General features: G+C 72.5%; 7 protein-coding genes. 6 read left to right on the top strand and 1 reads right to left on the bottom strand.

Annotated elements, in window-relative coordinates:
• The first annotated feature begins 227 nt into the window (after nt 1-227).
• The 5 genes from E2E34_RS27415 (at nt 228) to sucD (ending at nt 6,155) form a co-directional block, all read left to right on the top strand.
• Nucleotides 228-1,364 carry a VWA domain-containing protein gene (locus E2E34_RS27415; RefSeq protein WP_138904583.1) on the top strand — a complete coding sequence of 379 codons (1,137 nt, stop codon included), beginning with the start codon at nt 228-230 and terminating at the stop codon, nt 1,362-1,364.
• Nucleotides 1,365-1,513: 149 nt separating this feature from the next.
• Nucleotides 1,514-2,422, top strand: coding sequence for a hypothetical protein (locus E2E34_RS27410; RefSeq protein ID WP_138904582.1), 909 nt, complete (start codon nt 1,514-1,516; stop codon nt 2,420-2,422).
• 106 nt (nt 2,423-2,528) lie between these two features.
• Entirely contained in the window at nt 2,529-3,536 is a 1,008-nt protein-coding gene (locus tag E2E34_RS27405; RefSeq protein WP_138904581.1) for a hypothetical protein, read from the top strand.
• A gap of 531 nt (nt 3,537-4,067) precedes the next feature.
• Nucleotides 4,068-5,249: an ADP-forming succinate--CoA ligase subunit beta gene (gene sucC / locus E2E34_RS27400; RefSeq protein WP_069927372.1), complete on the top strand. Its 1,182-nt coding sequence runs from the start codon at nt 4,068-4,070 to the stop codon at nt 5,247-5,249.
• 21 nt (nt 5,250-5,270) lie between these two features.
• Complete coding sequence (gene sucD, locus E2E34_RS27395; protein WP_069927371.1) at nt 5,271-6,155, top strand: succinate--CoA ligase subunit alpha; 885 nt, start codon at nt 5,271-5,273, stop codon at nt 6,153-6,155.
• Nucleotides 6,156-6,256: 101 nt separating this feature from the next.
• Here sucD and E2E34_RS27390 read toward each other — a convergent pair whose 3' ends face one another.
• Nucleotides 6,257-7,510 carry a helix-turn-helix domain-containing protein gene (locus E2E34_RS27390; protein WP_425573373.1) on the bottom strand — a complete coding sequence of 418 codons (1,254 nt, stop codon included), beginning with the start codon at nt 7,508-7,510 and terminating at the stop codon, nt 6,257-6,259.
• 128 nt (nt 7,511-7,638) lie between these two features.
• Here E2E34_RS27390 and E2E34_RS27385 point away from each other — a divergent pair.
• Nucleotides 7,639-8,025: cell division protein PerM (locus tag E2E34_RS27385; protein ID WP_439333692.1), on the top strand; the 387-nt coding region annotated here is incomplete at its 3' end.

Genomic DNA, 8,025 nt, shown 5'->3' with positions numbered 1-8,025 from the left:
GGAGAGGTGTATAAGAGACAGGCGTGGGCCAGGAGGGCGGCGTCGGGCAGGGTGCCGCCGGGCGAGGCGTCGTCGCGCAGGGCCTCGGCGCGCACGTCGTCGGTCCGGACGGTGTCCGGGAGGACGGTGCCGGCCAGGACACCGTCGGGCAGGACACCGTCGGGCAGGACAGCGTCGCGCAGGGCGGTGTCGCGCAGGGCGGCGTCGGGCAGGGTGGTGCGGAGCGGCTGCGGAGGTGGCGGCTCGTGCTGGGGGGAGAGGCCGCCGACGGGACCGGGTGTGTGCTGGGGGGCCAGGACGCCGCCATGGACGCGGCGCTGGCCGCGCTCTACGGCAGTGGTCGCGATGCGGGCCGTCCGGCCGGCCGTTCAGCCGGACTCGGCGCCTCCGCCCCGTCCGTCGCGCGCTGGCTCGGCGACATCCGCACGTACTTCCCGACCTCGGTCGTACAGGTCATGCAGCACGACGCCATCGAACGCCTTGGGCTATCGGCGCTGCTCCTCGAACCCGAGATGCTGGAGGCCGTGGAAGCGGACGTCCACCTCGTGGGCACGCTCCTGTCGCTCAACAAGGCCATGCCCGAGACGACGCGGGAGACGGCGCGCGCCGTCGTCCGCAAGGTCGTCGCGGACCTGGAGAAGCGACTCGCCACGCGCACCAGGGCCACCCTCACCGGCGCCCTCGACCGCAGCGCGCGGGTCAGCCGGCCCCGCCACCACGACATCGACTGGGACCGGACCATCCGGGCCAACCTGAAGAACTACCTCCCCGAGTACCGAACCGTCGTTCCCGAGCGGCTCGTCGGGTACGGCCGGGCGTCGCAGTCGGTGAAGAAGGACGTCGTCCTGTGCATCGACCAGTCCGGGTCGATGGCCGCCTCCGTCGTCTACGCGTCGGTCTTCGGCGCCGTCCTCGCCTCCATGCGCGCGGTCGCCACCCGTCTCGTCGTCTTCGACACCGCCGTCGTCGACCTCACCGACCAGTTGGACGACCCGGTCGACGTCCTGTTCGGCACGCGGCTCGGCGGCGGTACGGACATCAACCGCGCCCTCGCGTACTGCCAGTCGCAGATCACCCGGCCCGCCGACACCGTCGTCGTCCTGATCAGCGACCTCTACGAAGGCGGCATACGCGACGAGATGCTGAAGCGGGTCGCGGCGATGAAGGCGTCGGGTGTGCAGTTCGTGGCTCTGCTCGCGCTCTCCGACGAAGGCGCCCCGGCGTACGACAGGGAGCACGCGGCTGCTCTGGCGGCCCTCGGAGCACCGGCCTTCGCCTGTACGCCGGACCTGTTCCCGGAGGTGATGGCCGCGGCGATCGAAAAACGACCCCTGCCCATACCGGACATGGCGACTCATCAGTAACATCCGACTTGCGTGACCCCGGGAGGCTCGTGCGAGCATCACCCCGTCGTCACGCCCCGTCGTTCCTCCGGACGGCACGACCCGTCACCATGTCCGGGCGTTCCGGCGCCGCCTCATCCCGTCCTCTCGTGCGAAGGCCCCGTTCTCCCTTGACCACCCTGGTTGCCCGCCCCCTCGTCGCCCTGCGCGTACTGCGCCGGGCGGGGCGGCGGCGTGCCCTGCGGGTGGTGCTCTTCCTGGGAGGACTGCTGGCGGCGGGGTTCCTGTGGGGCGGCCAGGCGTACGCCGTCGAGGCCCCGTCGCCCCACGGCGCCGCCGCCACCGTGGACGCGGCGGCCTCGCTCGCCCCGGCAGCCCCTGCGGCCCCGGTGCCCTCGGTTGTTCCGGCAGCCCCGGCAGATCCGGTGGTCCCAGCGGCCCCGGCGGCCCCGGCTCACGTACGCGTCTCGCCGAAGGATGCGGTGCGCGAGGTCGTGGAGCCGGCGGCCGATGTCGTACGGGGCGTCACCCGGTCCATCGGCGAGTTGACGGACCGCGTCGCCGAGCGTCGGCCGGCCCTGCCCGGGACACCGGCGCCGCCGGCGCTCCCCGTGCGGGACCTGCCCGTACCCCAGGCGCCGGCGGTGCCCGAGGCGCCCACGCCGCCTGCCGGCGGCGGTGCCGACTCGCCCGGGGCGTCGGAGCAGACCGTGCGTCAAGGCTCCGGCGACGGGGCTTCGCAGACGGCCGGTCACGCTTCCGAGGCCGGGACGGCGGCGGCAGCCGTGGCCGGGCAGGGTGTGTCGTCGTACGGACTGCCCGTTCCGCAGCGCCACGACGCGGACGGCGGACCGGGCCGCGCGGAGTGCGGAGAGGTACCCGTACCGATGCCGTCCGCGCCCTGCGGCGACGGTGTACGGCAGTCCGCCGGGGACGGGAGCTCCGCACGTTCCGGCGACAAGCACGCGGCCGCGCTCACGAGCGCCGCCCGGTTCGCACTGGTGCGCGGGGCGACGCTGCCGGCGACGGCCGCTCCGACGTACGACCGACCGCACGAAATTCTCGAATTCCCCGGCTAGGGCGGACCGTCCCCGCTCCATGACCTGCCGCGCGGGGGCGGGACAGGTCTGCCCGCCATCCGGAAAACCCGGACAGCCGAACGAATTCGAAGGATCTGACACCAGCATGAACAAGAACATCCGCCGTTCCATAGCCGTCGCCGCCACCGCCGGTGGCATGTGGGCCCTCGGCACCGCCGCCGCGAGCGCGGCCGAGCTGCCTGTCTCCGTGCCGCTGTCCTCCCCGGACCAGGCGGCCGACGCCGTGCAGGACGTCGCCGTGGGGGACGTCAAGGACATCGCCTCCGACGTGCGGGTTGAGGCCGCCGGTGCGGTCGCTCCGGCCGAGGCCGTCGCGGAGACCGTCTCGCAGGCCGCTCCGGCAGCCGCTGCGGAGTCGGCGCCCGCCACCGCCGCGCAGACCGCCCGGGCCGCCGTCCAGGACGTGCGTCACGACACCTCCGACGTGACCGGCGTCGGTGCCCGCACCGCCGCCGCCGTCGTCGACGCCGACGCGGACGCCGAGATCGACTACCTCTTCGGCCCGCTGTCCGCCTTCACGTCCGACGTGGAGCGGACGCCGAGCGAGGTCCGGAGCGAGGCCCCCGCCGCTGTGCACGGCACCGTCGCGGACGCCACCCCGCTCGCCCACGCCGTCGCCCAGGACACCCTGCCGCCCGTCGCCGCCCGCGCCGTCCACGGTGTGCTCCCGGTCGCCGGGCAGGCGGTCGGTGACGCCGGCGGCCTCGCCGTCGGGGCGGTCGGTGACGTGACGCCGTTCGCGGGCGGTGTCGTGAGCGGCGTAGCGCCGTTCGCCGGTGGCGTCGTGTCCGAGGTCGGCCCGTTCGCGGGCGGCGTCCAGGGGGCGGTACAGCCGCTCGTCCGGACCGTCGTCGACCACGTCGAGCCCGTCGCGTACGGCGTCGGCGGCAGCGCCGGCGCCCTCGCGCACGGCGTCGTCGGTGACGTGTCCCCGTTCGCCGGTGGCGTCGTGTCCGACGTCCAGCCGTTCGCACGGGACCTCTCCGGCACCGTCGTGTCGACCCCGCTCGCGGGCAACGCCGTCTCCGGCGCCCAGGACGCCGCCGACACGGTCACCCCGGGATACGCGGCGCACCTCACCCACGGCATCTGAGGCACCGCGCCCGGCGCGGCTACGCGGCGCGTCCGGACGCGAGTGAGCACCGCGTACGCGCCGCACGCTACCGCGCCCGGCGCGCCGCCGCACCCAGCACGGCACGCACGCCACCGCGCCCGGCGCGCCGTACGCACGCCACCGCGTCCGGCGCGCCACATCCGACAGAGGGCAAGGGCACCCGTCCCGGCGGGTCCGGTGTGCCCCCCGGGCGGTCTCCATTGGGGTGGAGGCCGCCCGGCCCCGTTCTCCCACCGCGACCGGGGACTCACCGGTGACTCACCGGCGCCTCACCAGCGCCCCCGCGCGGTAGCACGCGCGCTCCGTGACCGGCTGTGACCGGTATCACCGCTCAGGTGTGATCTGCGATTTAGGGACCTGTGGCCCACGGGGATAACCTGCGAGACGGACATGCCGCGTACCGGACACCGTTACGCCTCCCTTGTGACAGCGCCGTCACGTTGCCCTTCGCGGCACGCCCATTGGAGACAACGCAACGAACCGCGATCACCAGAAAAGGGACGGACGCGCGTGGACCTGTTCGAGTACCAGGCGAGGGACCTCTTCGCCAAGCACGGTGTACCGGTGCTGGCCGGTGAAGTCATCGAAACGCCTGAGGCGGCGCGCGAGGCCACTGAGCGGCTGGGCGGCAAGTCGGTCGTCAAGGCGCAGGTGAAGGTCGGCGGCCGTGGCAAGGCCGGCGGCGTCAAGCTCGCCGCGACGCCGGACGAGGCCGTCGCCCGGGCGACGGACATCCTCGGGATGGACATCAAGGGCCACACGGTCCACAAGGTGATGATCGCCGAGACCGCGCCCGAGATCGCCGAGGAGTACTACGTCTCGTACCTCCTCGACCGCACCAACCGCACCTTCCTGGCCATGGCGTCCGTACAGGGCGGCATGGACATCGAGGAGGTCGCCGAGAAGACCCCCGAGGCCCTCGCGAAGGTCCCGGTCAACGCCAACGACGGCGTCACGATCGAGAAGGCCCGCGAGATCGTCGCCCAGGCGAAGTTCCCCGCCGAGGTCGCCGAGCAGGTCGCCGAGGTCCTGGTGACGCTGTGGGACACCTTCGTCGCCGAGGACGCGCTCCTCGTCGAGGTCAACCCCCTCGCGAAGGTCGCCGACGGCCGCATCATCGCCCTCGACGGCAAGGTGTCCCTCGACGAGAACGCCGAGTTCCGCCAGCCCGGCCACGAGGAGTTCGTGGACCACGCCGCAGCCAACCCGCTCGAGGCTGCCGCCAAGGCCAAGAACCTCAACTACGTCAAGCTCGACGGCGAGGTCGGCATCATCGGCAACGGCGCCGGTCTGGTCATGTCGACCCTGGACGTCGTCGCGTACGCCGGTGAGAACCACGGCAACGTGAAGCCCGCCAACTTCCTCGACATCGGTGGCGGCGCCTCCGCCGAGGTCATGGCGAACGGCCTGGAGATCATCCTCGGCGACCCGGACGTCAAGTCCGTGTTCGTCAACGTCTTCGGCGGCATCACCGCCTGTGACGAGGTCGCCAACGGCATCGTCCAGGCCCTCGCGCTGCTGAAGAGCAAGGGCGAGGAAGTCACCAAGCCGCTGGTCGTGCGCCTCGACGGCAACAACGCGGAGCTGGGTCGCAAGATCCTCTCCGACGCGAACCACCCGCTCGTTCAGCGCGTGGACACCATGGACGGCGCGGCCGACAAGGCCGCCGAGCTCGCCGCGGCTGCGAAGTAAAGGACGAGGGACTCCAACACCATGGCTATCTTCCTCACCAAGGACAGCAAGGTCATCGTCCAGGGGATGACCGGCGCCACGGGCATGAAGCACACCAAGCTCATGCTGGCCGACGGCACCAACATCGTCGGTGGCGTGAACCCCCGCAAGGCCGGCACGTCCGTCGACTTCGACGGCACCGAGGTCCCGGTCTTCGGCTCCGTCAAGGAAGCGATGGAGAAGACGGGCGCCGACGTGTCCGTCCTCTTCGTGCCGCCGGCCTTCGCGAAGGCGGCGGTCGTCGAGGCGATCGACGCCGAGATCCCGCTGGCCGTCGTGATCACCGAGGGCATCGCGGTCCACGACTCCGCCGCGTTCTGGGCGTACGCCGGTGCCAAGGGCAACAAGACCCGCATCATCGGCCCCAACTGCCCCGGTCTCATCACCCCGGGCCAGTCCAACGCCGGCATCATCCCGGGTGACATCACCAAGCCCGGCCGCATCGGTCTCGTGTCGAAGTCCGGCACGCTGACCTACCAGATGATGTACGAGCTCCGTGACATCGGCTTCTCCTCCGCCGTCGGCATCGGTGGCGACCCGGTCATCGGTACGACGCACATCGACGCGCTCGCCGCGTTCGAGGCCGACCCCGACACCGACCTGATCGTGATGATCGGTGAGATCGGTGGCGACGCCGAGGAGCGTGCCGCGGACTACATCGCGAAGAACGTGTCGAAGCCGGTCGTCGGCTACGTCGCGGGCTTCACGGCGCCCGAGGGCAAGACCATGGGCCACGCCGGCGCCATCGTCTCCGGTTCTTCTGGCACCGCACAGGCCAAGAAGGAGGCCCTCGAGGCCGCCGGCGTCAAGGTCGGCAAGACGCCGACCGAGACGGCCAAGCTGGCTCGCGCGATCCTGGCGGGTTAGTTCGTCGCCGCTGCCGTCGGTGTTCCGTACGGCGCGGTGTTGACTCAGTACGGGCCCGTATCCCCTGGTCAGGGGGGTACGGGCCCGTCCGCGTCCGGTGGTCAGCGGGCTTCCGGGACCAGGCGGGGCGGGCCCGTGACGGGCGCTTCGTGGAGCAGGCCGCGCAGTTCCTCGTCCTGCGGAGTGAGCGGCTGCGGACCGGCGCGCATCGGTACGCCGCGCACCGGCTCGCCGGGCGCCTGCGGGGGTTCGTACCGGGTGGGAGCCGTGACCAGGGTGAACCCCGTCGCGCTGACGATCATCGCCGTGAAGAAGAGCGCGGCGCGCGTCCAGAAGCGGTTCCGGCGCTCGCTTCCCGCGCGGACCGCTCGGGCGGGCGGCAGCTTGACGGGCGGCGCGGTGACCATCTCGGCGAGGTGCCCGAGACGGTCCCTGAGCAGCGCGGACTGTTCGGCCGGCGTGCCGGCGTCGGCGAACTCGGGCAGGCGGTGGGCGATCGCGGCGCGCGCGCGGAGCAGGCGGTTCGCCGTGGCCGGGGTGCTCGCCTCGGTCTCGGCCGCCGTGTCGGGGAGGCCGAGGCCGAGGCCGTCGTACAGGAGCAGGGTGCGGCGGTGCGCGGGCGGCAGGGCGAGGAGGGCCTGGAGCAGAACGCGCCGGTCGCGGTCCGCCGGGGGGCGCTCCTGGCGTCTGCGCACACGGCGCAGGCGGTGCCAGGGGGAGAGCGCGTACTCGTACGCCGCCGCCCTGACCCAGCCCGCCGGATCGCGGTCGGTGGCCACGGCGGGCCAGCGTTCCCAGGCCAGGCGGAAGGCGTACTCGACGGACTCGCGGGCCAGCTTCCGGTTTCCGGTGAGGAGGAACGTCTGGCTCAGCAGGGCGGTGGCGCAGTGCCCGTAGAGCGCGTCGAAGGCCTGGGCGGGGGTGAGCTTCGCGGGGGGAGGCTCGGTGCTGGTGCTGGTGCTGGTGCTGGTGCTGGTGCGCGGGCCGGTGGGTTCGGGTTCCGCTTCCGGTACGGGTCTCGCGGTGTCGGCGTCGGCGTCGGTGTCGGTGTCGGAGCCGGCTGCCGCTTCTGCTTCCGCTTCCGTGTCGGCGTCGGTCCCGAGCCGGGGCGCCTCCTCGGCCGCCGTACGTCCGGCCAGGACTTCGGTGGTGTCGTCCCGGAAAGAGGCGAGCAGCTTGGCGTACGCCGCTCGCTTCCGTCGCTTGGGGTTCACGCGGCCGGACTCCCAGGCCCTGAGCGTCTCGCGCGTGATGCCCAGGGTCGCCGCCACCTGCTCCTGGGTCAGCGATTTCGCTTCACGCAGCCTGCGCCGCTCCTTGGGGGAGGGCAGCGTGGCGGCGGGAGCGGTTTCGATGCTCTGCGTCACGAAAGTCCCCCCGCAGCGCTACTCCGAGCGAAAAAGTACATAAACGTATATTGAGCGACACGGCAGTCATTCGCCTGTTACACGGATTGAGCGCGTGTCGTTGACAGCATGTCCGGGTGACTCAAGTGACCCACCGCGGTACCTGGGTGCCGTCCGTCCCCAGCCGCTCCTCGGCGCAGGCCGCCTGTTTCGCGCGCGGGGTGGTCGCCGCGGGGCTCGGCCTCGGTTCCTTCGCCGTGCTGGTGACGGTGCTGTGGATCAGCTCGCCGCACCCCGACAGCGGGCCCGGCGGGGCCCTGCGGGTCGCCGCCGGGCTGTGGCTGCTCGCCCACGGTGTGGAGCTCGTCCGGTACGACACGCTCTCCGGTCTCCCCGCGCCCGTCGGGCTGACTCCGATGCTCCTCGTCGTGCTGCCGGTCTGGCTCGTCCACCGCGCCGCTCGCGACGCGATGGACACGGGCGAGGGGGAGGAAGGCGGGATCAGGGGCTACCGGGTCTCGGGG

Source organism: Streptomyces albidochromogenes (genome assembly GCF_005981925.1).
In the GTDB taxonomy this organism is placed as follows: Bacteria; Actinomycetota; Actinomycetes; order Streptomycetales; family Streptomycetaceae; genus Streptomyces; species Streptomyces albidochromogenes.
The sequence above is the reverse complement of the archived record's forward strand: the minus strand, read 5'-3'. Positions and strand labels throughout refer to the sequence as shown.

Excerpts from the sequence above, each read along its gene's own strand:
- sucD (WP_069927371.1), top strand. The coding sequence starts at position 5,271 with ATGGCTATCTTCCTCACCAAGGACAGCAAGGTCATCGTCCAGGGGATG.
- E2E34_RS27405 (WP_138904581.1), top strand. The coding sequence starts at position 2,529 with ATGAACAAGAACATCCGCCGTTCCATAGCCGTCGCCGCCACCGCCGGT.